Below are 23,285 nucleotides of genomic sequence, written 5' to 3' on the forward strand. Positions count from 1 at the left end.
CCTGTCAACGGAGTGGACATGACCGACGCGATCACGCTGCCTGCCCTCGAGGCGCCCCTCCGCCCGTCGGTCACCGATCAGGTGTTCGACCAACTGCACGACCGCATCATCGAGCTGGACCTGCCGCCCGGCACCAAGCTTTCCGAGATCGAGGTCGCGCGGCAGTTCGGCGTCTCGCGCCAGCCGGTGCGCGATGCCTTCTACCGCCTGTCGAAGCTGGGTTTCCTGTCCATCCGCCCGCAGCGTGCGACGACGGTCTCGCAGATCTCGACCCGCAGCGTCATGCAGGCGCGCTTCATCCGCGCGGCGATAGAGGCCGAGACGGTGCGCGTGGCCTGCGAGCGGCTGACCGAGGCCGATCATGCCGCGCTCTGGCGGCTCCTCGACCTCCAGCGCGAGGCCTCGGAGGCGCGCGACCGGCTGCGCTTCCATGCGCTCGACGACCAGTTCCACCGCGAACTCTGCGACCGGTCGGGCTGCGGATTCGCCTGGGAGATCGTCCGCGAGAACAAGTCCCACATGGACCGGGTGCGCTATCTCTCGCTGGCCTTCGCCTCCCAGGACGCCTATGGAGACCACCTCGAGGTGATGCAGGCCATCGAGGCGCGCGACGCGCCCGAGGCCATGCGGCGGATGCACAGTCACCTCAGCCGCATTAAGATCCAGATCGAGCGCATCCGGCTCGATCATCAGGCCTATTTCGCACAGGAGGACGCATGTCTGCCCGATCTTTGAACCCGCGCATCATCTCGGTCGGCGAGTGCATGGTCGAGATGGCGCCGACGGGCGAAGGCACCTTCGCGATGGGCTTTGCGGGCGACACGCTGAACACCGCTTGGTATCTGCGCCGCGCCCTCCCCCCCCGAGGCGGAGGTGGACTATCTGACCGCCGTCGGCACCGATGCGATCTCGGACCGGATGCTCGGCTTTCTCCGCGACGCGGGTCTCGGGACAAGCCGCGTCGCGCGCATCCCGGACCGGACCGTGGGGCTCTATCTGATCGAGCTCACCGACGGCGAGCGCAGCTTCGCCTACTGGCGCGGCCAGAGCGCGGCGCGCCTTCTCGCCCGCGATCCGGCCGTGCTGGCGGCAGGCTTTGCCGGCGCCTCGATGATCTATCTCTCGGGCATCACGCTCGCGATCCTCGAACCGGCGGATCGGTCGCAGCTTCTCGCCGCTCTGTCGGCAGCGCGGGCCGCGGGCAGCGCAGTGGCGTTCGATCCGAACCTCCGCCCCCGGCTCTGGCCCGATGCCGCCACCATGTGCGCGGCCATCATGGAGGCCGCGCGGCACGCCGACATCGTGCTGCCCTCGCACGAGGACGAGGCCGCCTTCTTCGGCGACGAGGATGCCGCGGCGACCGCCGCGCGCTATGCCGCCGCCGGCGCCGCGCTCGTGGTGGTGAAGGACGGGGCGGGACCGATGGTGACGCTCACACCCGAAGGCCAGCAGAGCCACGCGCCCGAGACGGTGAGCCAGGTGGTCGACACGACCGCGGCCGGAGACAGCTTCAACGCGGGCTTCCTTGCCGCCCACATCGCGGGCGCGCCGCTGGCCGAGGCCGTCCGCGCCGGAGCCCGTCTCGCCGCCCGCGTGATCGGGCAGCGGGGCGCGCTGGTGACCTGAACCGGCCGCAGGCCCCCTCGGCACGGGTGCCGTCAGGTCAGGTGCCGCCCGCTCTCCTCCCGCCGGATGCGATCGAGACTCTCCATCAGCCGGTCCCGCACATCCGCGCCCTCGGGCAGCGGTGCGGGAACGGCCCGATCACCCGCTGGCCCGGCTCAAGACTTGAGCCAAGCCACCGCGTCCACAGCGGTGGGAAGCCAAGCACAAGGGGCCCGGACAGGGTCATCCCCCGAGGATCGAGGGAAGCAGAGCTCGTGTCACGGCATGATCGGCCCGGAAACCCGCGCGCGCCGCATCCTCGTCTCCGTCTGTTCGCGACCTGCCAGCCGGCGGGGCCCCGGCTGCCTCGACCCCCGGAGAGGACGCCGAGCGCCCGGCCTTTCCACCCCGAGGCCAACAGGTCTATGATCGGCGCGGGAGGCACCCATGGCGAAACCGCAGGCACCGCGCGAGGGAGACGGCGATCCGGTCTGGGCCGACTCGGTCTGGATGGACGTCATGTCGGCCGTCGACCGGACCTATGCCGATCTCGTGGACTATCAGGAGCGGCTCGAGCGGCAGAATGCCGAACTCGAAAGCCTGCGCTCGTTCCATGCCTCGGTGCTGGCCTCGGTGTCCGACATTCTCATCGTCGTCTCGCGCGCGGGTCTGATCGAGGAGGTCTCGGCCTCCGTCCCGGCCCGCACCCGCCTGCCCCGCGCGGCACTCTGCGGGCGGCCCGCGTCGGACCTCTTCGCCGAGGCCGACCGTCCCGCGCTTCAGGAGGCGATGCGCCGCGCCACGGACGCGCGCAGCGCCCTCACCCTCGAGGCGGGGCTCGAGACCCCCGAGGGCCCGAGCGCGGTGGAGCTCTCGCTGTCGCCCCGCTTCGACGAGCGTGGCCGCGCGGCGGGCCTCGTGCTCACCGGCCGGTCGGTGGCGGAGCTGCGGCAGGCCTATGCCGAACTGGCCGAGAGCCATGACGAGCTGAAGGCGGCGCAGGCGCTGCTGGTGCGGAACGAGAAGCTCGCCTCGCTCGGCCGCCTCCTCGCGGGCGTGGCGCATGAGCTGAACAATCCGATCAGCTTCGTCTATGCCAATGCCCATGCGCTCGGCCGCTACGCCACCAAGTTCGAGCAGTATTTCGAGCAGGTGCAGGCGGGTGCCCCGCGCGAGGCGCTGATCCGGCTGCGCGAGGAGCTGAAGCTCGACCGCGAGGTGCGCAACCTGCGCGATGCGGTGCAGGGCGCGCGCGACGGGGCCGAGCGGGTGCGCGACATCGTCGAGGACCTGCGGCGGCTCTCCTCCGAAGGATCGGGCGAGATGGAGGGCTTCGACCTTGTGGCGGTGGCGCAGGTGGCCACCGCTTGGGTCCTGCGCGGCGCGCGCCGACCGGTGGCGGTCGAGGTCACGGGCGAGGCCCATCTGCCGGTGCGGGGGCGGCCCGGCCATGTGCAGCAGGTGGTGATGAACCTCGTGCAGAACGCGCTCGACGCGGTCGAGGAGGTGCCCGAGCCGCGCATTTCCATCGAGCACCGGATCGAGGGCGACCGCGCGGTGCTGACGGTACGCGACAGCGGGCCGGGCGTGCCCGAGGCGCTGGCGCAGGCGATCTTCGATCCGTTCTTCACCACGAAACCGGTGGGGCGCGGCACCGGCCTCGGCCTGCCCATCTCGCACAAGATCGCCGAAGAGCATGGCGGGCGGCTCGTGCTCGGCGAGGAGGGTCCGGGCGCCGCCTTCCGCCTCGAACTGCCGCTCGACCGGGAGATCCGATGAACATTCTCTGGCTTCAGGCCTCGGGCTGCGGCGGCTGCACCATGTCGCTCCTCTGCGCCGAGGCGCCGGGCCTCTTCGACCTTCTCGAGGATGCGGGCCTGTGCTTCCTGTGGCACCCCTCGCTTTCGGTCGAGTCCGGGGCGGAGGTGCGGGCGCTCCTCGACCGGATCGAGGCGGGAGCGCAGCCGCTCGACATCCTCTGCGTCGAGGGCGCCATCGCGCGCGGGCCCCGCGGCACCGGACGGTTCCAGATGCTCGCGGGCACCGGGCGCTCGATGCTCGAGACCGTCACGCGGCTCGCGCCCCTTGCCCGGCATGTGGTGGCGGTGGGCAGTTGCGCGGCCTTCGGCGGGATGACGAGCGCGGGCGGCAACCCCTCGGACGCGACGGGGCTCCAGTACGAGGGTACCCACGAGGGCGGCATCCTTCCGCCCGAGTTCCGGGCGCGGGACGGCCTGCCCGTGGTGAATGTCGCGGGCTGCCCGACCCATCCGGGCTGGGTGACCGAGACGCTGATGCTGCTAGGCGGCAGCGCACTGGCGGCCGGCGATCTCGACCGGTTCGGCCGCCCACGCTTCTACGCCGATCATCTCGTGCATCACGGCTGCTCGCGCAACGAATATTACGAATACAAGGCCAGCGCCCGCACCCCCGGCGAGATCGGCTGCATGATGGAACATATGGGCTGCATCGGCACGCAGGCGGTGGGCGACTGCAACATCCGGCCCTGGAACGGCAGCGGCTCCTGCACCTCGGGCGGCTATGCCTGCATCGCCTGCACCGCGCCCGAATTCGAGGAGCCGCGCCACCCCTACTCCGAGACGCCCAAGATCGGCGGCATCCCGGTGGGCCTGCCCTCGGACATGCCGAAGGCCTGGTTCATGGCGCTGGCGAGCCTGTCCAAGGCCGCCACGCCCGAGCGCATACGGCGGAACGCGGCCTCCGACCGGATCGAGGTGCCCCCCACGCTCCGGATGCCGAAGCGATGACGCGGCTGGTGGTCGGCCCGTTCAACCGGGTCGAGGGGGATCTCGAGGTTCATCTGGAGGTGGCGGAGGGCGCTGTGACGGCGGCGCGGGTGAATGCGCCGCTCTACCGCGGCTTCGAGCGCATGCTCGAGGGCCGCGATCCCCGCGACGCACTGACCATCACGCCGCGGATCTGCGGGATCTGCTCGATCAGCCAGTCGGTCGCGGCAGCGCGCGCGCTCGGCGCGGCGATGGGTCTCGCGCCTGCACCGGCGGGCGAGCGGGTGGCGGCGCTGATCCATGCGGTCGAGAATGCGGCCGATCACCTGACCCATTTCAACCTCTTCTTCATGCCGGACTTCACCCGCCCCGCCTATGCCGGTCGGAGCTGGCACGGGCGCGCGCTGGCCCGCTTCACGGCGATGGAGGGCAGCGCGCAGCGCGAGGCGGTGGCCGCGCGGGCGGATCTCCTCCACATCCTCGGGCTTCTGGCCGGGAAATGGCCGCACACGCTGGCCGTCCAGCCGGGCGGCGTCACCCGCGCGCCCGGCGCGGCCGAGCGGATGCGGATCCTCTCCAGCCTGCGAAGCTTCCGCCGCCACCTCGAACGCACGCTCTTCGGCGGCCCGCTCGAGGCCTTCGCGGCGCTCGAGATCGAAGCGGCGCTCCTGTCTTGGGGCCGCGGAGATGCCGGGCTGTTTCTCGAGATCGCGGCGGATCTCGGGCTTGCCGGCCTCGGCTGCGGCGCCGGGCGCTATCTCAGCTTCGGCGCCTATCCCCTGCCCGAGGGGCCGGCCTTCGCCGCGGGCACCTGGCAGGCGGGGGCGCCCGTCCCGCTCGACCCCGGCCTCATCCGCGAGGATCTGAGCCATGCCTGGATGCTGGGCGAGGCCGCCCATCCCTCCGAAGGCCGCACCCTGCCCGACGAGGAGATGCGCGAGGCCGCCTACAGCTGGTGCAAGGCGCCCCGTCTGGACGGGCGGCCGATGGAGACGGGGGCGCTTGCGCGGCAGGTGGTGGCGGGCCATCCGCTCGCGCGCGATCTGGCGCGGCAGGGCGGCGTGCTCGCCCGCGTGGGAGCGCGGCTGCTGGAGCTCGCCCGGACGCAGATCCTGATGGAAGAGCTGGCGCAGGGCATCGATCCTGCGGCCCGCTTCATGGTGGCGATGGGGCCGCTGCCCCGGGATGCACAGGGGGCGGGACTGGTCGAGGCCGCGCGCGGCGCGCTCGGCCACTGGGTCCGGCTGCGGGGCGGGCTCATCGACCGCTATCAGATCGTGGCGCCCACCACCTGGAACTTCAGCCCGCGCGATGCGGCAGGGGTGCCGGGCCCGCTCGAGGCCGCGCTGGTGGGCGCCCCCGTCGAGCCCGGCGAGACGACGCCGCTCTCGGTGCAGCATGTGGTGCGCAGCTTCGATCCCTGCATGGTCTGCACGGTACATTGATGGCCAAGGACCCCGCGCGCCCTGCGGATGGTGGCGGCCCGAGGCCCCGGGCTTCGGCTCAGGCTTCGGCTTCGGCTTCGGCTTCGGCTTCGGCTTCGGCTTCGGCTTCGGCTTCGGCTTCGGAAGGGGCTTCCAGGGACGGGGCCCTGTCCAGCGCCGCGTCGCAGGAGACCGGAGGCCGCTCCGCTCCGGAGAGCGAAGATGGATATTTGGACCAGAGTGAGGGGCAGGAGATCCGCGTGCGCGGACAGGTGCAGGGGGTGGGGTTCCGCCCCTTCGTCTGGCAGCTCGCGCGGCGACTGGAGCTTGAGGGCGAAGTGCTGAACGACGGGGCGGGCGTGCTGATCCGCGCCACGGGCGCTCGGCTCGGCGAATTTCTGGCAGCCCTCGGGGCGGAAGCGCCGCCGCTGGCGCGGGTGGATGCCATCGAGGCGCGGCCCGCGCGAGTGGAACGCCGGCCCTTCCGCATCGCACCGAGCGCGGGCGGCACCGTCGCGACCCGGGTGACGCCGGATGCCGCCACCTGCCCCGCGTGCCTCGCCGAGATCCGCGGCACCGGGCGGCGGCACGGCTATGCCTTCACCAACTGCACCCATTGCGGGCCGCGCTACACGATCCTGCGCGAGCTGCCCTATGACCGGGCGCGGACCTCGATGGCGCCCTTCCCGATGTGTCCGGACTGCCGCGCGGAGTACGAGGACCCGGCCGACCGGCGCTTTCACGCCCAGCCCATCGCCTGCCCGGCCTGCGGCCCGCGGCTCTGGCTCGAGGCGGAGGGGATCTGCCTCGTCGACGGGCCGGTGCGGGCGGAGGGCGCGGAAGCGCCGCAGGGGGTGCCCCGCGCCAGCGATCCGGTTGCGGAAGCGGCGCGCCTGCTGGCGCAGGGGGGCATCCTCGCCGTGAAGGGTCTGGGCGGGTTCCATCTGGCCTGCGATGCGCGCGACAGGGACGCGCTCCGGCGGCTCCGCCTGCGGAAGCGGCGGCCCGGCAAGCCCTTCGCCCTGATGGCCACGGAGGAGATGGCGGCCGAGATCGCCGATCCGGCCGAGGCCGACCGGGTGCTTCTGCGCGATCCGGCTGCCCCGGTGGTGCTGGTGCGCGGCCGCGGGCGCCTGCCCGAGGAGGTGGCGCCCGGCATGACCACGCTCGGGATCATGCGGCCCTACACGCCGCTGCACCATCGGCTGATCGAGGCCTTCGGCGGGCCGCTGGTCATGACCTCGGCCAACCGCTCGGGCGCTCCGCAGGTCATCGGCAATGGCGAGGCGCGGGCGGAGCTGGCGGGCATCGCCGACGCGTTCCTCATGCACGACCGGGCCATCGTCCGGCGGCTCGACGACAGCGTGGAACGCGCCCGCCCGCCGATGGTGCTGCGCCGGGCGCGCGGCCGCGCACCCGGAACGCTGCCTCTGCCCGAAGGGTTCGGTCGCGCGCCGCGCGTGCTGGCGCTCGGCGGGCAGATGAAGGCGGCGATCTGCCTCGTGAAGGACGGGCAGGCGCTGCTCTCGCATCATCTGGGCGATCTCGACGAGGCGCAGAGCTTCGAGGCCTTCACCCGGGCCATCGCCGATCATGCGGCGCTCTTCGACCATCGGGCGGAGTTCGTGGCGGTGGACCTCCATCCGGGCTATCGCGCGACCGAAGCGGGGCGGCGGATGGGGCTGCCTGTGGCCGAGGTGCAGCATCACCACGCCCATCTCGCGGCCTGTCTGGGCGACGCGCTCTGGCCGCTCGGGGCCGGGCCGGTGGCCGGGATCGTGCTGGACGGAACCGGCCTCGGCAGTGACGGCACGATCTGGGGCGGCGAGCTCCTGCTCGGCAGCTACCGCGAGGTGCTCCGCGTGGCGCATCTGGCACCGGCGCCCCTGCCCGGCGGCGAGGCGGCCGCGCGCGAGCCCTGGCGGAATGCGCTGGTGCGGCTCGATGCGGCGGGCCTTGGCGATCTGGCCGACCGGCTGTTTCCCGACCGCCCGCGCGAGACCCTGCGGCGGGCGGTGGCGGCGGGCGTGAACGCGCCGCTTTCCTCCTCGGCGGGGCGGCTCTTCGATGCGGTCGCGGCCTGCCTCGGTCTGGCCGCGGACCGGCAGAGCTACGAGGGAGAGGCCGCGATGCGGCTCGAGGCGCTCGAGGGAACCGGCGCGCCCTATCCGTTCGCGGGCCTCGATCCCACGCCGATGTTCCGGGCGCTGGCCGCGGATCTGGCCGCGGGCGTGCCGCCGGGCGCGATCTCGGACAGCTTCCACCGTGGCCTCGCCCGCGCGTTCTGCGCGCCCGCGCGCGCGCTCGTGGCCGAGGGCCGGGCCGAGGCGGTGGCGCTGACGGGGGGCGCTTTCCAGAATGCCCGGCTGCTCGCCGCCTGCCTTGCCGAGCTCACGGGCGTGCCGGTTCTGACCCACCGGGCGGTGCCTGCGAACGACGGCGGGCTGGCGCTCGGGCAGGCGCTCGTTGCCGCGGCGCGGCATATGGGCGCGGCGGAAGGCCTGTGACCGGAGGGTGGAAGGGCTGGTAACGCGCTTTCCTCACCCCTCCCTGCCCGCACCCGCGAAATCCTCGAAAAGAACTTCGTCAACAGAGGGTTAACGGATTTCACCCCTTCCCGCGCATTTCTTTTGCGCGGCCCCGAGCCTTCACCGCATTCCTTGGCATACGAAGCCGGCGGGCCCGAGAGGCCCAAGCCGCAGAGGCCAGCGGCCGGGGAAGCCGCCAGCGAGGGAGGAATGCGTTGCCCCAGATCGAAACCTTCTACGATGTGATGCGCCGCCAGGGGATCACCCGGCGCAGCTTCATGAAATACTGCTCGCTCACGGCGGCGGCGCTGGGGCTCGGCCCCTCCTTCGTGCCGAAGATCGCGCACGCGATGGAGACGAAGCCGCGCACACCGGTGATCTGGGTCCATGGGCTCGAATGCACCTGCTGCTCGGAGAGCTTCATCCGCGCGGCCCATCCGCTGGCCAAGGACGTCGTCCTGTCGATGATCTCGCTCGACTATGACGACACGCTGATGGCGGCGGCGGGCCATCAGGCCGAAGCCGCGCTGATGGACACGATCGAGAAATACAAGGGCAACTACATCCTTGCCGTCGAGGGCAACCCGCCGCTGAACGAGGACGGGATGTATTGCATCATCGGCGGCAAGCCCTTCGTCGAGCAGCTGAAGATGGCGGCCGAACATGCCAAGGCGATCATCAGCTGGGGGGCCTGCGCCTCCTACGGCTGCGTGCAGGCGGCCGCCCCCAACCCCACGCGGGCCACGCCCGTGCACAAGGTCATCCTCGACAAGCCGATCGTCAAGGTGCCGGGCTGCCCGCCCATCGCCGAAGTCATGACCGGCGTCATCACCTACATGCTGACCTTCGACCGGCTGCCCGAGCTCGACCGTCAGGGCCGCCCGGCGATGTTCTACAGCCAGCGCATCCACGACAAATGCTACCGCCGCCCGCATTTCGACGCGGGCCAGTTCGTCGAGGCCTGGGACGACGACTACGCCAAGAAGGGCTACTGCCTCTACAAGATGGGCTGCAAGGGGCCGACCACCTACAACGCCTGCTCGACCGTGCGCTGGAACGAGGGCGTGAGCTTCCCGATCCAGTCCGGCCACGGCTGCATCGGCTGCTCGGAGGACGGCTTCTGGGATCAGGGATCCTTCTACGACCGGCTGACCACCATCAAGCAGTTCGGCGTCGAGGCCAATGCCGACACGATCGGCCTCACGGCCGTGGGCGCGCTCGGCGCGGGCGTGGCGGCCCATATCGCGGCCACCGCCCTCAAGAGCGCGCAGAAGAAATCGCAGGCGGCCAATACCGCGAAGACAGACGAAAAGACGGAGGCCTGAGCCATGGTCGCGACACCGAACGGTTTCAACCTGGACAACACCGGCCGCCGTATCGTGGTGGACCCGGTGACCCGCATCGAGGGTCACATGCGCTGCGAAGTGAACGTGGACGATCAGGGCATCATCCGCAATGCCGTCTCGACGGGGACGATGTGGCGCGGGCTCGAGGTCATCCTCAAGGGCCGCGACCCACGCGACGCCTGGGCCTTCACCGAGCGGATCTGCGGGGTCTGCACCGGCACCCATGCGCTCACCTCCGTCCGCGCCGTCGAGGATGCGCTGGGGATCTCGATCCCCGACAATGCGAACTCGATCCGCAACATGATGCAGCTGAACCTGCAGATCCACGACCACATCGTCCATTTCTACCATCTGCACGCGCTGGACTGGGTGAACCCGGTCAATGCGCTGCGCGCCGATCCGAAGGCCACGTCCGAGCTGCAGCAGAAGGTCTCGCCTTCGCACCCGCTCTCGTCGCCGGGCTATTTCCGCGACGTGCAGAACCGGCTGAAGAAGTTCGTGGAATCGGGGCAGCTGGGCCTGTTCAAGAACGGCTACTGGGACAATCCGGCCTATCTGCTGCCGCCCGAGGCGGACCTGATGGCCACCACCCACTATCTCGAGGCGCTCGACCTGCAGAAGGAGATCGTGAAGGTCCACACGATCTTCGGCGGCAAGAACCCGCATCCGAACTGGCTGGTGGGGGGCGTGCCCTGCCCGATCAACATCGACGGCGTGGGCGCGGTCGGCGCGATCAACATGGAGCGGCTGAATCTCGTCTCCTCGATCATCGACCAGTGCATCCAGTTCACCAACAACGTCTATCTGCCCGACGTGGTGGCCATCGGCGGCTTCTACCGCAACTGGCTCTATGGCGGCGGGCTCTCGTCGAAGTCGGTGATGGCCTATGGCGACATCCCCGAGCATCCGAACGATTTCTCGCCCGAACAGCTCCATCTGCCGCGGGGCGCGATCATCAACGGCAATCTCGAGGAAGTGCATGACGTCGACCCGCGCGACCCCGAGCAGGTGCAGGAATTCGTCGATCACTCCTGGTATGCCTATGGCGAGCCGGGGCGCGGGCTGCACCCCTGGGACGGCGTGACCGAGCCGCGCTACGAACTCGGCCCCAATGCCAAGGGCACGCGGACGAACATCCTCGAGCTCGACGAGGCGGCGAAATATTCCTGGATCAAGGCGCCGCGCTGGAAGGGTCACGCGATGGAGGTGGGCCCGCTCGCCCGCTACATCGTGGGCTATGCCAAGGGCCACGAGGACATCAAGAACCAGGTCGAGGGTCTCTTGCGCACCATGGACCTGCCGGTCTCGGCACTGTTCTCGACGCTGGGCCGCACGGCCGCCCGCGCGCTCGAGGCGGAATATTGCTGCCGCCTGCAGAAGCACTTCTTCGACAAGCTCATCACCAACGTGAAGAACGGCGACAGCAGCACCGCCAATGTCGAGAAGTGGGAGCCGCGCACCTGGCCGAAGGAGGCCAAGGGCGTCGGCATGACCGAGGCCCCGCGCGGCGCGCTCGGCCACTGGATCCGCATCAAGGATGGCCGGATCGAGAACTACCAGTGCGTGGTGCCCACCACCTGGAACGGCAGCCCGCGCGACGCGGCCGGCAACATCGGCGCCTTCGAGGCGAGCCTGCTCGACACCAAGATGGAGCGCCCCGAGGAGCCGGTCGAGATCCTGCGCACCCTGCACTCGTTCGACCCCTGCCTCGCCTGCTCCACCCATGTCCTGTCGCCGGACGGCCAGGAACTCACCACCGTCAAGGTCCGCTGAGGGAGAAGACCATGAAGAAACTGCTCGCCATTCTCGTCCTCTCGGCCGCGGCCTCCCCGGCGCTGGCCCATACCGGCCACGGCGATGCGTCCGGCTTCGCCCACGGGCTCCTGCACCCGATCCTCGGGCCCGACCATCTGCTCGCCATGCTGGGCGTGGGGATCTGGTCGGGCATCGCGCTTCCGCGCCATCTCTGGGGGGGCGCTGCGACCTTCCTTGCGGCCATGACGGTGGGCGCGGCGCTCTCGTGGGCGGGCGTGGGCATCCCGATGGTCGAGACCTGGATCGTGGGCTCGGTCGTCCTGGCCGGGCTGCTCGTCGCCACCGCCCGTGCGGGTCAGGCGCGGCTCGTGACCGGCCTCTCGCTCGGCGCCATCGCGACCTTCGCGGCCTGCCACGGCCATGCCCATGCGACCGAGGCCACGGGCGCCATCGGCGCCTATCTCGCGGGCTTTCTCATCGCCACCGCGGGCCTCCATGCCGCGGGCATCGGCGTGGCCCTCGCCACCGCGCGCGGCGGGCGGATCCTGCAGGGGGCGCTCGGCGCGGCGCTCGCCGGGTCCGGCCTCCTTCTGATGGCGGGGTGAGGCCATGGACACCGAGATCGTCACGATCCACGTCCCGAACCCGAACGCCCCCCCCCGCTCGAAGCCTCGCGCAAGACCGGGACGGCGCGGCCCGAGGATATCGAGAGCATCTTCTACAAGACCTCGGTCTATGTCTACGAAGTGCCGGTGCGGCTCTGGCACTGGCTGAATGCCGCGATGATCTTCATCCTGATCGGCTCGGGATACCTGATCGCCCGGCCGCTTCCGACCATGGAGATGGCCGAGGCGACCGACCAGTTCGTCTTCGGCTACATCCGCTTCGCCCATTTCGCGGCCGGACAGGTGCTGACCGTGGCCTTCGCGGCGCGGATCCTGTGGGCCTTCTTCGGCAACGTCCATTCGCGGCAGATGTTCAAGCTGCCGGTCTGGAACCTGCGCTGGATCCGCGAGCTGATCTACGAGCTGAAATGGTATCTCTTCCTCGTGCCCGAGCCGCGGAAATACGTCGGCCACAACCCTCTGGCCCATGCCGCGATGTTCTTCTTCATCACGCTCGGCATGAGTTTCATGATCGTCACGGGCTTCGCGCTCTATGCCGAGGGCGCCGGTCAGGGCTCGGTCTACGACACCCTCTTCGGCTGGGTGCTGGGGCTGGTCGGCAACAGCCAGCGGCTGCACACGCTGCACCATCTGGGCATGTGGTCGATCGTGGTCTTCACCATCATCCACATCTATGCCGCCGTCCGCGAGGACATCATGTCCCGGCAGTCGATGATCTCGACCATCGTCTCGGGCTGGCGGACCTTCAAGGACGACCGCGTGGAATAGGTCGACCCAAGGAGAATCTTTGGGCTCCGGAGGGGCGCGGCGCAACGCCGCGCCCTTCTGCATTCTGCAACGCTTAAAACCACTGCCACGCCGGGACTGGAAGGTGAGCTTCCACTTCCAGGCTCTTCCATGGCCGTTTCAGGAGGAATTAACCGTTTACTGCCAAGGGCCTGCCAAAATGTCGCGGCAGGGTCGCATTTCCGGCTTCTTCCGAAAACTGCAAACCATATTGTCGAAGCACGGCCGGGGCGAAAAGCCCGTTGCCAGCAGCGGTCAGGAGGGAGGGACCAATGCCAGCATCTCCACCCGCAAGGGTGCTCATTCTCGGTATCGGCAACGTGCTGTGGGCAGACGAGGGATTCGGCCCCCGCTGCATCGAGATCCTTGCCGAGAGCCACGCCTTCCCCTCGCAGGTCAAGCTGCTCGACGGCGGCACGCAGGGCCTCTACCTGCTGCCCTTCCTCGAAGAGGCCGACGCCCTCCTCGTGTTCGACGCGGTCGATTACGGTCTCGTGCCCGGCACGCTGATGATCGCGCGCGACGACGAAGTGCCCGCCTTCATGGGCGCCAAGAAGATGAGCCTGCACCAGACCGGCTTTCAGGACGTGCTGGCCACGGCCCAGCTTCTCGGGCGCTGCCCGGCGCGGCTGACGCTGATCGGCTGCCAGCCCGAGGAGCTGGAGGATTACGGCGGCTCGCTGCGCCCGGTCGTGGCGGCCCAGATCGCACCGGCGATCGGCCTCGCGCTGGCCGAGCTCGCCCACTGGGGCGTGACCCCGCTGCCCGGCCGCAGCCCGGCCGAAGGGCTCGCCGATCCGTCGCTGCGCCGGGACGCCTACGAGACGGGCCGCCCCGGCCCCGACGAGGCCTGCCGCACGGGCGACGCCCGCTTCTTCCCGGAACCCTGCTGATGTGCGTCGGGGATCCGCTGCGCCTGATCGCGGTCGAGGGCATTGCCGGCACCGCCGAAGACGGGGCGGGCACCTGCCTCGTCGATCTCAGCCTCGTGCCCGAGGCACGGCCGGGCGACTGGGTGCTCTCCTTCCTCGGCACCGCCCGTGCGGTCATCGCCGCGGACGAGGCCGCGCGGATTTCGGCCGCACTGGCGGCGCTGCGCTCGGTGATGACCGGAGGGCCGGTCGGAGACGCCTTCGCCGATCTCGACCGCCCGCCGTCGCTTCCCCCCCACCTGCAGGCCGCGCTCGACGCGGGCCGCAACCACGGATGATGCCAGTGACCCATCCCCTGATCGCACGGCTCGAGACCGACTGCGGCTGGCCGCGCCTCGCGACGCTGGCCGAGGTCGAGGCCTTCACCGGCCGCCCGGGCGCCCATTGCCTCTTCATCCCCGGCGACCCCGCCCGCAACCTCGAGACCGCCGACGCGGCCGTGATCCTGCCCGAGCTGGTGATCGCCTTCCAGCGCGCCTTCGACTGCGCCCTCGTCGACGATGCGATCGAGGCCGCGCTCCGCGACGCGACCCGGGCGCTGCGCACGCCGGGCTTCCTCTTCTACCGCGAGGGCCGGTTCCTCGGCGCGATCGAGAAGATCCGCGACTGGAGCGACTACATGACCCGCATCCCGCATCTCCTCGGCCGCATCTCCGCCTGAAAGGGTTTTCCATGAGTTCCTTCCACATGCCGCCCACAGGTTTCGGCCCCGGCTCGCAGCCCGGTGACGAGGATGCGGATCTTGCCTTCATGGCGCTGCCCTCCGGGATGCGGACCTATTCCACGCACCTGCCCGAGATCGAGAATACCGAGCCCTTCTTCGCGGCCCTGACGCTCCTCGAGCGCGTGTCCGAGGCCTGCGACCAAGGGAGCGGCCTGTTCGATCTCGGCGATCTCGACGCGCCGAACCGCCGCCTCATCGCCGAGACGCTGGGACAGGGCGAGGTCGCGATGCGGCTGCGCGGCGTGCCCGCCCTCATGGTGCAGGAGAGCGTCTTCGCCGGAGTCTGGGCGGTGGCGGGCGCGGGCATCGACCGGCTGGAGATAGGCCCCGTGCCGCAGGCGGCGCTCACCCGCGCCTTCGCCCCCTTCCGCGCGGCGCTGAAGGCCTCGGGCCACCGGCCGCAGGGCGTGGTGAACGCGCCCGCCCTGCTGGCGGAACTGGTCGAGAAATCCGCGACATGGCGGCCGGGCGAGGAGCCGCATGTGGTCAACCTCACCCTCCTGCCCCATACCGAGGAGGATCTCCTCTGGCTCGACCGGATGCTGGGCGAAGGGGCCGTCACCATCCTTTCGCGCGGTTACGGCAACTGCCGCATCACCGCGACGGCCCTGCCGCAGGTCTGGCGCGTGCAGTTCTTCAACTCGATGGACAGCCTGATCCTCGACACGTTCGAGGTCACGACCATGCCGCAGGTGGCGCTCGCCGCGCCGGAGGATCTCGCGGACAGTGCCGCCCGAATCCGCGAAGTGCTGGAGGCGATCCGATGAGCGGCTTCGAGGGCTCCTATCTCGGCGCGAACGACCGGATCGGTCCGGCGGCTGTCATGGAATGCAAGATCTGCTGGACGCCCTACGATCCGGCAATGGGCGACGACTTCCGCCAGATCCTGCCCGGTACGCCCTTCACGGCCCTGCCCGAAGACTGGAGCTGCCCGCACTGCGGCGCGCCGAAAAACCAGTTCATGGTCCTGTCCGACCCCGAGGCCGACGCGGTTTCCGCCGCGGTGGCCGAGCGGGTGGCGCGGCTCGTGGCGGATTTCGAGGATGTCTGGCACAGCAAGATGCGCGACGTGCCGCTGGTGAACAAGGCGCTCCATGTCGAGGCGGTGGGCTTCCGGCTGCACGAGGGGCGCCCGCTGGGCGTTCTGGTGGCGCCGTGGTTCATGAACCTCGTGCTGCTGCCCGCCGAAGGGGAAGACTGGTCGGCCCTCGCGCCCGGCGAGAAGGAGATTATCGCCTTCCCGTCCGGAGATTACGAGTTCCTGCACAATGTCCGGCCGATGGGCGGCGGCTACAAGGCCTGCTCGCTCTTCTCGCCGATGAATGATTTTTCCAGCCAGCTTCAGGCGGTCGAAGTGGCGCGGGCCGTGATGGCCGCCCTGTTCGATCCGGAGAACCGGGCCGAGACCGACCGGGCGGCCGAGATCCGCGCCGCCCGCGAAGCCGATCTGGCGCCGCCCGCCGCCGATCCCGAACCCAGCCGCAGGGCGGTCATCACCGCCAGTCTCGGCCAGGCAGGATGAGCGGGGCTCTGACCCTCCGGCTCGGGCCCGAGGGTCCGCGCCTCCTGCGGGGGCCGGATCTGCCGGTGGCGGCCCTGATGATCGGCCGATCCCCGCAGGCTGCGGCCGACCTTCTGCCGCGTCTCTTCAACCTCTGCCCCATGGCGCAGGCCACGGCCGTCCGGCTGGCACTCGACCTGCCACTGCCGGATCCCGCGGAACTTGCCGCCGAGATCGCGCGCGAGCATCGGCAGAAGCTGACCCTCCTCTGGCCCCGCCTGCTGGACCTGCCCGCCGCGGATCCCGGACCGCTGCCCGCCCCTGCAGACCTGACCGGGTGGGTCGCGCGGCAGCCGCTCTTCTCCGCTCTCGCCCGGCTGTTTCCGCCCGGCACTGCGGTGGCCGGTCTGCCCGTCGCGACGCCGGAAACCATGTTCGCGCCCGTCCCTTGCGACAATTCCCCTGCCGCGCGCCGGCAGGATCACCCGACCCTTGCGGCCGCGGCGCGCCTCTGGGGACGCGGGCCGCTCTGGCGCGCGCTCGGCCGTCTGGCCGATCTGGCGCCTCCTCCTCCGCCCGTCAGGCTTGCCTGCGGCGCGGCCGTCGTGCCGGCCGCCCGCGGCAGCTATGCCGTGCGCGCCCGCATCGAGGGCGGCCGAGTGACCGCATTCGCGCGCATGACGCCCACCGACCATCTGATCGCCCCGGGCGGCATCCTCGAGCGCAGCGTTGCCACCCTGCCCGCCGACAGCGGCCGTCTGGTGCCAGTGCTGCTCGCGCTCCTCGACCCTTGCGTGCCCGTCACCGTCGAGGAGGCCACCCATGCATGAGATGTCGCTCTGCGAAGGGATCCGGGGCATCGTCGGGGATCAGGCGCGCCGCCACGGCTTTGCGACGGTAAAGGTGCTGCGGCTTGAGATCGGCCGCTTTGCCGGCGTCGAAAAGGCGGCCCTCGGCTTCGCCTTCGACGTAGTGATGCGGGGCAGCGCCGCCGAGGGGGCACGGCTCGAGATCCTCGACCTGCCGGGCCGGGCGCTCTGCTATGACTGCGGCGAGGAAGCCGCTATCGAGGACAGGTTCGACCCCTGCCCGCTCTGCGGCGGCGGCCGTCTGATGCCGGTGGGGGGCGACGAGATGCGGATCAAGGACATGGAGGTTCAGTGATGTGCACGGTGTGCGGCTGCGGCGGCAATGTGACCTTCGAGGCGGGGCATCGCCATGCCCATGGCGCGGACGGGCATTCTCATCATGCGAGCTTTCCCCACGGCCATGCCGGGCATCATTCGCACGGGACTCCGGGCACGGGCCACGCGCATCACCATGGCCTCGGGCCTGCCGGGGTGAGCGTGCCGGGGATGAGCCAGGAGCGGCTGATCGAGGTCGAGACCGACATCCTCGCCAAGAACAACATCTATGCCATGGCGAACCGGCACCGCCTGCGCGAGTTGGGTGTCCATGCCGTCAACCTCGTCTCCTCGCCCGGCTCGGGGAAGACGACGCTACTGTGCAAAACCATTTCACTTCTTGCGGGCGCGCCGCTCGCCGTGATCGAGGGCGACCAGCAGACCTCGAACGATGCCGACCGGATCCGGGCCACGGGCGCCCCGGCGGTGCAGATCAATACGGGCAAGGGCTGCCATCTCGATGCCCATATGGTCGGGCATGCGATGGAGGACCTTCCACTCGGGGCGGGCGCCCATCTCTTCATCGAGAACGTGGGCAACCTTGTCTGTCCCGCCGCCTTCGATCTGGGCGAGGATGCCAAGGTGGCGATCCTCTCGGTGACAGAGGGCGAGGACAAGCCGCTGAAATACCCAGACATGTTCACCGCTGCACGGCTTGCGATCCTCAACAAGGTCGATCTTGCACCCCATTGCGACGTCGATCTCGACCTCTACGAGGCGAACCTGCGCCGGGTGAACCCGCTGATCGAGGTGCTGCGCGTCTCGGCCCGCACCGGCGAGGGGATGGAGGGCTGGGTGAAATGGCTTTCCGCCCGCCGCACGGCCAAGATGCTCGGGGCGCGCGGCTGATGTCGCGGCCGCTGGTCCTCCTCGTCGACGACGAGCCGCATGCGCTGGCTGCGATGCGGATGGCGCTCGAGGACGAGTTCGACATCGCCACCGCCGCCTCGGGCGAGGAGGCGCTGCGGATCCTCGAGGATCAGTGGGTGCAGGTCATCATCTCGGATCAGAGGATGCCCGGCATGACGGGCGTCCAGTTCCTCACGCAGGCGCGCGAGCGCTGGCCCGAGACGGTGAGGATCATCCTCACCGGCTACACCGACGCCTCCGCGATGGTCGCCGCGATCAACGAGGCGGGCATCCACCAGTTTCTGACCAAGCCCTGGATTCCCGACCAGCTTGCCATGGCCGCGCGCAATGCCACCCGCCTCTTCCATCTCGCGCGCGAGAACGAGCGGCTGGCGCTGGAAATGCGCTTTCTCAATTCGACCGTCGAGACGCGGCTCGAGAAGCGGCGGCGGGCGCTGCGCGAGGGCATGGGGTTCGAGAGCATCCTGCGCGCGCCCTCCTCGCCCATGAATGCGGTGGTGCAGGCCGCGCGCCAGTTCGCGAGCTTCGATCTGCCGGTGCTGCTGACGGGCGAGCCCGGCACGGGCAAGGCGCAGCTCGCGCGCGCGATGCATTACGGCTCGCTCCGCTCCGACCGGCCGTTTCACGAGTTCAACCTGCAGGGCGTGCCCGAGGAGCTGGCCGCGATCGAGCTCTTCGGGGCGAAGCGCGGGGTGGCTGCGGGCAATGCGAGCCGCGTGGGCCTCGTGCAGAAGGCCGACCGCGGAACGCTCCATCTGGGCGCCATCGACACGGCCTCGCCCGCGCTTCAGATGGCGCTGATGCGGATGCTGGGCACGGGCAGCTTCAGCCCGGTGGGCGGGCAGGAGACGCTGACCACGAACCTCCGGCTCATCGCCTCGTCGCACCGCGACCTCCGCAGGCTGGTGGCCGAGGGGCAGTTCCGGGCCGACCTCTATTATGCGCTCTCGGCGGGCGAGATCGCGGTGCCGCCGCTGCGCGCCCGGCGCGGGGATGTGGCTCTGCTGGCGCAGGTGATGCTCGCCGATCTCGCAGCGACCCACGGCAAGCCCATCCACGAGATCGAGCCCGCCGCCCTCGAATTCCTCGAGAATTACGACTGGCCGGGCAATCTGCGCGAGCTTTCGAACGAGATCACGCGGATGCTGGTCTTCACGCAGGGCAAGGTGCTGACCGCCGACCTGATCTCGCGCCCGATCCTGCAGGCCACTCCCTCCGAGAGCGGCGCGGACCGCTCGGCCGAAGCGGTGCTGACCGCCGACGGCACGCTCAAGGACCGGGTCGAGCTGATCGAGATGCGCATCCTGCGCGAGACGCTGACCCGGCACCGCTGGAACAAGAGCCGCGCCGCGGCCGAGCTGGGGCTGAGCCGCGTGGGGCTGCGCGCCAAGCTCGACCGCTACGGGATCGCCGATCCCGCCGGGCGGCTGGCCGCCGAAGAGGAGGAAGACTGACATGTGCCTCGGCATTCCCGGCCGCATCGCGGCCATCACCGATCCGGCGCGCCTGATGGCGCTGGCCGAGGTCTCCGGCGTGCGGCGCGAAGTGAACCTCGCCTGCGTCGCCTACGGCCCGCTCGAGGCGCTGGTGGGCCGCTGGGCGCTGATCCATGTGGGCTTCGCCATGAGCCTCATCGACGAGGAGGAGGCGGCGCGCACGCTCGAGGCGCTGCGCGAGCTGGGCGAGGCGCAGGAGGCGCTGGAAGCGATGGCGGCCGGCGACCGGGCACTGGAGGGGCAGGCATGAAATTCGCGTCCGAGTTCCGCGATCCCGCCCTCGCGCGGAGCCTTCTGGCGGCCATCGCCGCGCGCGCCGACGAGATCGGCGCCACCCGCGCCCGCCCGCTGCACATCATGGAGATCTGCGGCGGCCACACCCACGCGATCTTCCGCTACGGGCTCGACCGGCTGGTGCATGAGGGGATCGAATTCATCCACGGCCCCGGCTGCCCGGTCTGCGTCCTGCCGATGGGCCGGGTCGACGAATGCATCGCCATCGCCGAGCGGCCCGAGGTGATCTTCACCACCTTCGGCGATGCGATGCGCGTGCCGGGGGCGCGCGGCTCGCTCTTGCAGGCCAAGGCACGCGGCGCGGACATCCGCATGGTCTATTCGCCGCTCGACGCGCTCGAGATCGCGCGGCGCAATCCTGCGCGCGAGGTGGTCTTCTTCGGCCTCGGCTTCGAGACGACGACGCCCTCGACCGCCCTCTCGATCCAGCAGGCGGCGCGGGAGGAGCTCTTCAACTTCAGCGTCTTCTGCAACCACATCACCGTGCCCGAGCCGATCCGGGCGTTGCTCGACGATCCCGACATGCGGCTCGACGGCTTCATCGGGCCCGGCCATGTCTCGATGGTGATCGGCATCCATGCCTACGATTTCGTGGCCCGCGACTATTCCAAGCCCCTCGTCGTGGCGGGCTTCGAGCCCACGGACCTCCTGCAATCGGTGCTGATGGTGCTGGACCAGATCGCCGAGGGCCGCTCGGTGATCGAGAACCAGTATGCCCGCGTGGTGCCCGAGCACGGCAATCCGGTCAGCCTCGCCGCCATCGCCGACGTCTACGAGCGGCGGCCGAGCTTCGAATGGCGGGGCCTCGGCGAGATCGACGCCTCGGGCCTGCGTATCCGCGAGACCTATGCAGCCTTCGATGCCGAACGGAAGTTCGGGATCGGCTACGGCACTCCGGCCGCGCCCCGGCAGGAGCCCGAGGGATGTGCCTGCGGCGCGGTGATGACCGGCCGGATCAAGCCCCCCGCCTGCCCGCAGTTCGGCCGCGGCTGCACGCCCGAGATGCCGCTCGGCGCGCTGATGGTGAGTTCGGAAGGCGCCTGCGCGGCCTACTGGCAATATGCCGGCGCGCGCGGGCTGGCCGCGGAATAGACCCCGGATCGTCAGGAAAGGCCCGGCACGGGCAGAACGGAAGGAACAGGATGGCGCTCAGGGACAGCCATGTGACGCTCGCCCACGGCGGCGGCGGGAAAGCCATGCGCGATCTGATCGAGGAGGTGTTCACGAGCCTCTTCCAGCCGCCGGGGATGGAGGATCAGGCGCGGCTGACCTCGGCGGCGCTGGCCGCGCCGGGCGCGCGGCTCGCGCTCACCACCGACAGTTTCGTCGTGACCCCGCTCGAATTCCCCGGCGGCGACATCGGCAAGCTCGCCATCTGCGGCACGGTCAACGATCTCGCGGTGGGCGGCGCAGAGCCGCTCTGGCTCTCGGCCGCCTTCATCATCGAGGAGGGCACCGAGATCGCGCTGCTGCGCCGGATCGCGGCCACCATGGCGGACGAGGCCCGGGCGGCCGGCGTGCGGATCGTGACGGGCGACACGAAGGTGGTGGAACGCGGCGCGGCCGATGGGCTCTTCATCACCACCACCGGCGTGGGCGTGATCCCGCCCGGGCGCGAGCTGTCGGCCGCGGCGATCCGGCCGGGCGACCGGCTGCTCGTGAACGGGGGCCTCGGCGATCACGGCGCCACCATCCTCGCCGCGCGCGGGGATCTGGCGCTCTCGACCGATCTGCAGTCGGACTGCGCCGCCCTCGGGCATCTGATGGCGGCCGTGCTCAAGGCCGCGCCCGGTGCCCGGGCCGCACGGGATGCGACCCGCGGCGGGGTCGCGGCGGTGCTGAACGAGATGGCCGAGGCCTCGGGCGTGGGGCTCGTCATCGAGGAGGAGGCGCTGCCGCTGCGGGCCGAGGTCGTGGGTCTTTGCGAGATCCTCGGCCTCGATCCGCTTTATCTCGCCAACGAGGGGCGGCTCGTGGTTGTGGTGCCGGAGGCGGAGGCCGAGGCGGCCCTCGGGGCCATGCGAGCCTGCCCCGAGGGCGCGGGCGCGGTGGCCATCGGCCGCGCGGTCGCGGACCATCCGGGGCAGGTGCGCATGACCACCCGCTTCGGCGGCAGCCGGATCGTCGACATGCTGGTGGGCGAGCAACTGCCCCGCATTTGCTGAGCCCGCGGCTTGACCGGCCGCCTCCGGCCTGTCACATCAGCCTTGCTGCATATGTGCGGAGATCGCGATGAAACGTCTGCTGATGCTTCTGGCGGCCGCCCTGCCGATGGCGTCCGGCGCCCGGGCGGGCGATCCGGTCTCGGCCGCGCCCTCGGCGCCGGAGCTCCTCTCGGGTGAGGCGCTGGTCGTCGACATCCGCGAGCCTGCGGAATGGCGCGAGACGGGCGTGCTGCCGACGGCTGTCCTTTTCACCTATCGGGATGCCGCGGGATTTCTCGCCCGCATCGAGCCGCAGCTGAAGCCCGGCCAGCCGATCGCGCTCCTCTGCCGCTCCGGCCGGCGGTCGGCCGCCGCAGCCGCGGCCATCGCGGCCCGGACCGATCATCCGGTGATCGACGTGGCGGGCGGGCTGGGGCGCCTTGTCCGCGAAGGCTACCAGCCCTCCCCCTGCCCCGCCTGCTGACACGGCCGTCAGGGCGGACCCGCCCGGGCCGCCTCATCCCCGGAGGCCCGCCATGGATCAGGACCTGTCCCGCCCCCCCCTCTCGGTGCTCGTCGCCGACGACCAGCCGCTCGTGCGCGAGCTGATCCTGGGCCTTCTTGCGCGCGAGCCGGATCTGGCGCCGGAGGGGGTGGAGGACCTGCCCGAGGCGCTGGCGCGGATCGCCGCGCACGGGCCCTTCGATGTCGTCCTGCTCGATCTCGTCATGCCGGGGATGAACGGGCTCGAGGGGCTCGCGCGGGCGATGGCGGCGAACGGCGGCCGGCCGGTCCTGCTCATGTCCGGCAACCTGCCCGAGGAGATGCTCGCAGAGGCGCAGCGTCTGGGCGTGGCGGGGGTGCTGCCGAAGACCCGGTTCGCCGCCATTGCCGCGACCGTCCGCGAAGCGGGCCGAAGGAACCGGCCCGCCCTCCCCGAGGCCGAGCGGCAGCTTCTGCAGATGCTGGTCGCGGGCGAGGCCACCGAAGAGCTTGCGGCCCGCTTCGGGAGAGAGGCCTTCGAGACGGCCCTCGCGGCGCTGTTCGCGCGTCTGGAGGTCTCCACCCGGACGCAGGCAGTGCTGGCCGCCCGGCGCCGGGGTCTCGTCTGAGACCTCCAGCCGGCTGGACAGGCTTGCGAAAGAACGGGCGCGGATCCGAAAGGCCGGGCTTCGCCGCTGGCCTGTCAGGGTTAAGGTTTCGGGAAAGGATCCGGGGCAGGATGCTGGGGTGACTCGCGCCTGCGGTGCGGGTCGTCCCCGGGAAGGAGACCTGCAGGTGACGAGTGCCGTTCCGACCCGACCCGGCCCCCGACGGGTGCGG

Annotated in this window: 22 protein-coding genes and 2 pseudogenes; all 24 read left to right on the plus strand. The window is 70.6% G+C overall.

Going from position 1 to position 23,285, the window contains the following annotated elements:
- Positions 1 to 18: 18 nt before the first annotated feature.
- The 24 genes and pseudogenes from RSP_RS10730 to RSP_RS10845 all read left to right on the plus strand — a co-directional run bounded on the left by RSP_RS10730 (position 19) and on the right by RSP_RS10845 (position 23,074).
- Positions 19 to 735 carry a GntR family transcriptional regulator gene (locus RSP_RS10730; RefSeq protein WP_002720652.1) on the plus strand — a complete coding sequence of 239 codons (717 nt, stop codon included), beginning with the start codon at positions 19 to 21 and terminating at the stop codon, positions 733 to 735.
- A pseudogene (locus RSP_RS10735) lies at positions 717 to 1,626 on the plus strand (sugar kinase). Before RSP_RS10730 ends, RSP_RS10735 begins: the two are co-directional and overlap by 19 nt.
- Before the next feature lie 426 nt (positions 1,627 to 2,052).
- Entirely contained in the window at positions 2,053 to 3,384 is a 1,332-nt protein-coding gene (locus tag RSP_RS10740) for a sensor histidine kinase (protein WP_011338261.1), read from the plus strand.
- A complete protein-coding gene (locus tag RSP_RS10745) occupies positions 3,381 to 4,373 on the plus strand; it encodes an NADH-quinone oxidoreductase subunit B family protein (protein WP_011338262.1) in 993 nt (330 codons plus the stop codon). The genes RSP_RS10740 and RSP_RS10745 overlap by 4 nt, the downstream gene beginning before the upstream one ends.
- Positions 4,370 to 5,797, plus strand: a complete 1,428-nt coding sequence (locus RSP_RS10750; protein WP_011338263.1) for a nickel-dependent hydrogenase large subunit — start codon at positions 4,370 to 4,372, stop codon at positions 5,795 to 5,797. Before RSP_RS10745 ends, RSP_RS10750 begins: the two co-directional genes overlap by 4 nt.
- A 209-nt stretch (positions 5,798 to 6,006) precedes the next feature.
- A complete protein-coding gene (gene hypF / locus RSP_RS10755; protein WP_011338264.1) occupies positions 6,007 to 8,283 on the plus strand; it encodes a carbamoyltransferase HypF in 2,277 nt (758 codons plus the stop codon).
- Between the two features lie 236 nt (positions 8,284 to 8,519).
- Positions 8,520 to 9,629: a hydrogenase small subunit gene (locus RSP_RS10760; RefSeq protein WP_011338265.1), complete on the plus strand. Its 1,110-nt coding sequence runs from the start codon at positions 8,520 to 8,522 to the stop codon at positions 9,627 to 9,629.
- Between the two features lie 3 nt (positions 9,630 to 9,632).
- On the plus strand, positions 9,633 to 11,423 hold the full coding sequence (locus RSP_RS10765) for a nickel-dependent hydrogenase large subunit (protein ID WP_009566012.1): 1,791 nt from the start codon (positions 9,633 to 9,635) through the stop codon (positions 11,421 to 11,423).
- 11 nt (positions 11,424 to 11,434) lie between these two features.
- Positions 11,435 to 12,010 (plus strand): HupE/UreJ family protein, encoded by a 576-nt coding sequence (locus RSP_RS10770; RefSeq protein WP_011338266.1) that lies wholly within the window; start codon positions 11,435 to 11,437, stop codon positions 12,008 to 12,010.
- Between the two features lie 4 nt (positions 12,011 to 12,014).
- Positions 12,015 to 12,799: pseudogene (gene cybH, locus RSP_RS10775) on the plus strand (Ni/Fe-hydrogenase, b-type cytochrome subunit).
- A 290-nt stretch (positions 12,800 to 13,089) separates the two neighbouring features.
- On the plus strand, positions 13,090 to 13,710 hold the full coding sequence (locus RSP_RS10780) for a HyaD/HybD family hydrogenase maturation endopeptidase (protein WP_011338268.1): 621 nt from the start codon (positions 13,090 to 13,092) through the stop codon (positions 13,708 to 13,710).
- Complete coding sequence (locus tag RSP_RS10785; protein ID WP_011338269.1) at positions 13,710 to 14,027, plus strand: HypC/HybG/HupF family hydrogenase formation chaperone; 318 nt, start codon at positions 13,710 to 13,712, stop codon at positions 14,025 to 14,027. The genes RSP_RS10780 and RSP_RS10785 overlap by 1 nt, the downstream gene beginning before the upstream one ends.
- Positions 14,024 to 14,410: a thioredoxin domain-containing protein gene (locus RSP_RS10790; protein WP_011338270.1), complete on the plus strand. Its 387-nt coding sequence runs from the start codon at positions 14,024 to 14,026 to the stop codon at positions 14,408 to 14,410. The genes RSP_RS10785 and RSP_RS10790 overlap by 4 nt, the downstream gene beginning before the upstream one ends.
- An 11-nt stretch (positions 14,411 to 14,421) precedes the next feature.
- Positions 14,422 to 15,240, plus strand: a complete 819-nt coding sequence (locus tag RSP_RS10795) for a hydrogenase expression/formation protein (protein WP_011338271.1) — start codon at positions 14,422 to 14,424, stop codon at positions 15,238 to 15,240.
- Positions 15,237 to 15,995, plus strand: coding sequence for a [NiFe]-hydrogenase assembly chaperone HybE (locus RSP_RS10800; protein WP_011338272.1), 759 nt, complete (start codon positions 15,237 to 15,239; stop codon positions 15,993 to 15,995). The genes RSP_RS10795 and RSP_RS10800 overlap by 4 nt, the downstream gene beginning before the upstream one ends.
- Complete coding sequence (locus tag RSP_RS10805) at positions 15,992 to 16,804, plus strand: HupK protein (RefSeq protein WP_011338273.1); 813 nt, start codon at positions 15,992 to 15,994, stop codon at positions 16,802 to 16,804. Before RSP_RS10800 ends, RSP_RS10805 begins: the two co-directional genes overlap by 4 nt.
- Positions 16,797 to 17,138 carry a hydrogenase maturation nickel metallochaperone HypA gene (gene hypA, locus RSP_RS10810; RefSeq protein WP_011338274.1) on the plus strand — a complete coding sequence of 114 codons (342 nt, stop codon included), beginning with the start codon at positions 16,797 to 16,799 and terminating at the stop codon, positions 17,136 to 17,138. Before RSP_RS10805 ends, hypA begins: the two co-directional genes overlap by 8 nt.
- Complete coding sequence (hypB, locus tag RSP_RS10815) at positions 17,138 to 18,007, plus strand: hydrogenase nickel incorporation protein HypB (RefSeq protein ID WP_011338275.1); 870 nt, start codon at positions 17,138 to 17,140, stop codon at positions 18,005 to 18,007. Before hypA ends, hypB begins: the two co-directional genes overlap by 1 nt.
- Positions 18,007 to 19,482, plus strand: a complete 1,476-nt coding sequence (locus tag RSP_RS10820) for a sigma-54-dependent transcriptional regulator (protein WP_011338276.1) — start codon at positions 18,007 to 18,009, stop codon at positions 19,480 to 19,482. The genes hypB and RSP_RS10820 overlap by 1 nt, the downstream gene beginning before the upstream one ends.
- 1 nt (position 19,483) lies before the next feature.
- Positions 19,484 to 19,774: a HypC/HybG/HupF family hydrogenase formation chaperone gene (locus RSP_RS10825; protein ID WP_011338277.1), complete on the plus strand. Its 291-nt coding sequence runs from the start codon at positions 19,484 to 19,486 to the stop codon at positions 19,772 to 19,774.
- On the plus strand, positions 19,771 to 20,910 hold the full coding sequence (gene hypD / locus RSP_RS10830) for a hydrogenase formation protein HypD (protein WP_011338278.1): 1,140 nt from the start codon (positions 19,771 to 19,773) through the stop codon (positions 20,908 to 20,910). Before RSP_RS10825 ends, hypD begins: the two co-directional genes overlap by 4 nt.
- 50 nt (positions 20,911 to 20,960) lie before the next feature.
- Positions 20,961 to 21,983 (plus strand): hydrogenase expression/formation protein HypE, encoded by a 1,023-nt coding sequence (hypE, locus tag RSP_RS10835; RefSeq protein ID WP_002720673.1) that lies wholly within the window; start codon positions 20,961 to 20,963, stop codon positions 21,981 to 21,983.
- 67 nt (positions 21,984 to 22,050) lie between these two features.
- A complete protein-coding gene (locus tag RSP_RS10840; RefSeq protein WP_011338279.1) occupies positions 22,051 to 22,446 on the plus strand; it encodes a rhodanese-like domain-containing protein in 396 nt (131 codons plus the stop codon).
- A gap of 52 nt (positions 22,447 to 22,498) precedes the next feature.
- A complete protein-coding gene (locus tag RSP_RS10845) occupies positions 22,499 to 23,074 on the plus strand; it encodes a response regulator transcription factor (protein WP_011338280.1) in 576 nt (191 codons plus the stop codon).
- The last annotated feature ends 211 nt before the right edge of the window (positions 23,075 to 23,285 follow it).

It is taken from the genome of Cereibacter sphaeroides 2.4.1, assembly GCF_000012905.2.
GTDB classification, from domain to species: domain Bacteria; phylum Pseudomonadota; class Alphaproteobacteria; order Rhodobacterales; family Rhodobacteraceae; genus Cereibacter_A; species Cereibacter_A sphaeroides.

What these genes read in the sequence shown, in the direction of transcription:
- RSP_RS10730 (WP_002720652.1), top strand. Translation starts at nt 19, where the DNA reads ATGACCGACGCGATCACGCTGCCTGCCCTCGAGGCGCCCCTCCGCCCG.
- RSP_RS10740 (WP_011338261.1), top strand. Translation starts at nt 2,053, where the DNA reads ATGGCGAAACCGCAGGCACCGCGCGAGGGAGACGGCGATCCGGTCTGG.
- RSP_RS10745 (WP_011338262.1), top strand. Translation starts at nt 3,381, where the DNA reads ATGAACATTCTCTGGCTTCAGGCCTCGGGCTGCGGCGGCTGCACCATG.
- RSP_RS10750 (WP_011338263.1), top strand. Translation starts at nt 4,370, where the DNA reads ATGACGCGGCTGGTGGTCGGCCCGTTCAACCGGGTCGAGGGGGATCTC.
- RSP_RS10765 (WP_009566012.1), top strand. Translation starts at nt 9,633, where the DNA reads ATGGTCGCGACACCGAACGGTTTCAACCTGGACAACACCGGCCGCCGT.
- RSP_RS10770 (WP_011338266.1), top strand. Translation starts at nt 11,435, where the DNA reads ATGAAGAAACTGCTCGCCATTCTCGTCCTCTCGGCCGCGGCCTCCCCG.
- RSP_RS10780 (WP_011338268.1), top strand. Translation starts at nt 13,090, where the DNA reads ATGCCAGCATCTCCACCCGCAAGGGTGCTCATTCTCGGTATCGGCAAC.
- RSP_RS10785 (WP_011338269.1), top strand. Translation starts at nt 13,710, where the DNA reads ATGTGCGTCGGGGATCCGCTGCGCCTGATCGCGGTCGAGGGCATTGCC.
- RSP_RS10790 (WP_011338270.1), top strand. Translation starts at nt 14,024, where the DNA reads ATGATGCCAGTGACCCATCCCCTGATCGCACGGCTCGAGACCGACTGC.
- RSP_RS10795 (WP_011338271.1), top strand. Translation starts at nt 14,422, where the DNA reads ATGAGTTCCTTCCACATGCCGCCCACAGGTTTCGGCCCCGGCTCGCAG.
- RSP_RS10800 (WP_011338272.1), top strand. Translation starts at nt 15,237, where the DNA reads ATGAGCGGCTTCGAGGGCTCCTATCTCGGCGCGAACGACCGGATCGGT.
- RSP_RS10805 (WP_011338273.1), top strand. Translation starts at nt 15,992, where the DNA reads ATGAGCGGGGCTCTGACCCTCCGGCTCGGGCCCGAGGGTCCGCGCCTC.
- hypA (WP_011338274.1), top strand. Translation starts at nt 16,797, where the DNA reads ATGCATGAGATGTCGCTCTGCGAAGGGATCCGGGGCATCGTCGGGGAT.
- hypB (WP_011338275.1), top strand. Translation starts at nt 17,138, where the DNA reads ATGTGCACGGTGTGCGGCTGCGGCGGCAATGTGACCTTCGAGGCGGGG.
- RSP_RS10820 (WP_011338276.1), top strand. Translation starts at nt 18,007, where the DNA reads ATGTCGCGGCCGCTGGTCCTCCTCGTCGACGACGAGCCGCATGCGCTG.
- RSP_RS10825 (WP_011338277.1), top strand. Translation starts at nt 19,484, where the DNA reads ATGTGCCTCGGCATTCCCGGCCGCATCGCGGCCATCACCGATCCGGCG.
- hypD (WP_011338278.1), top strand. Translation starts at nt 19,771, where the DNA reads ATGAAATTCGCGTCCGAGTTCCGCGATCCCGCCCTCGCGCGGAGCCTT.
- hypE (WP_002720673.1), top strand. Translation starts at nt 20,961, where the DNA reads ATGGCGCTCAGGGACAGCCATGTGACGCTCGCCCACGGCGGCGGCGGG.
- RSP_RS10840 (WP_011338279.1), top strand. Translation starts at nt 22,051, where the DNA reads ATGAAACGTCTGCTGATGCTTCTGGCGGCCGCCCTGCCGATGGCGTCC.
- RSP_RS10845 (WP_011338280.1), top strand. Translation starts at nt 22,499, where the DNA reads ATGGATCAGGACCTGTCCCGCCCCCCCCTCTCGGTGCTCGTCGCCGAC.